The organism is Micromonospora arida (assembly GCF_003857035.1).
Taxonomy (GTDB): Bacteria; Actinomycetota; Actinomycetes; order Mycobacteriales; family Micromonosporaceae; genus Micromonospora; species Micromonospora arida.
Genome location: NZ_QGSY01000005.1, coordinates 1 through 1,047 on the forward strand (window position 1 = coordinate 1; position 1,047 = coordinate 1,047).

Genomic DNA, 1,047 nt, shown 5'->3' on the forward strand with positions numbered 1-1,047 from the left:
GCTAGGGCCCGTGTCGAAGTCTGGGCCAGGGCTTGAGCTGGTTTGAGGATCTTCGCGTGTCGGAGATCGAAAGTAGGCGAGGTCTCCGGTAGACGGTTCAGCGACCAAGCAGAACCTGAAACCGGAGACCTCGTGGACACCCTAGCGGTGACGAGGCGGTTCGACCTGAGCGACGTGCAGTGGGCGGTGCTGGAGCCGTTGCTGCCGACGCCGAAGCGGCCGGGTCGACCGTCGTTGTGGAGTAGGCGGCAGTTGATCGATGGGATCCGGTGGCGGATCCGGGTGGGTGCGCCGTGGCGGGACGTGCCACCGCAGTACGGGTCCTGGTCGGCGGTGTATGCCCTGTTCCGCAGGTGGCAGCGCGACGGGACCTGGAAGCAGGTGCTCACCGCGTTGCAGGCCCTCGCCGATGCGGACGGCAGGATCACCTGGGACGTGTCGGTGGACTCGACCAGCGCCCGCGCCCACCAGCATGCGGCTGGGGCGAGGAAAAGGGGGATCTGCAGGCCGAGCCACCCGGCGGTGTCAGCGTTGAGCCGACCGACCATGCGCTCGGCCGGTCCCGCGGTGGGTTGACCACGAAGCTGCACCTGGGCTGCGAGCAAGGCCAGAAACCCCTCGCCATCGTGCTGACTGCCGGGCAGCGCGGCGACAGCCCCCAGTTCATCCCGGTCCTGGCCGCGATCCGCGTTCCCCGCCTGGTCACCGGCCGACCGAGAACACGACCGGACCGGGTCCTGGCCGACAAGGCGTACACCTCGAAGGCCAACCGGGCCTACCTGCGCCGGCGAGGCATCGCCGCGACCATCCCCAGCAAGGCCGACCAGGACGCGAACCGGCGGGCCAGAGGATCCAAAGGCGGCCGGCCACCGGCCTTCGACCCGCACATCTACCAGCAACGTCACGCCGTGGAGTGCGGCATCAACCGCCTCAAGCGCAACCGAGCCGTGGCCACCCGTTTCGACAAGCTGGCCGTCCGCTACGAGGCCACCATCCACCTCGCCGCCATCAACGAGTGGCTGTGACCGACTTCGACACAGGCCCTAG

General features: G+C 68.8%; 1 protein-coding gene. It reads left to right on the plus strand.

The window, feature by feature from the left end; all coding sequences use genetic code 11:
- The first annotated feature begins 147 nt into the window (after positions 1-147).
- Positions 148-1,025, plus strand: a protein-coding gene (locus tag DLJ58_RS00010; protein WP_425271281.1) for an IS5 family transposase whose coding sequence is annotated in 2 segments (ribosomal slippage) — positions 148-544 and positions 544-1,025 — 879 coding nt in all. Because the reading frame shifts where the segments join, the coding sequence is not laid out codon by codon here.
- The last annotated feature ends 22 nt before the right edge of the window (positions 1,026-1,047 follow it).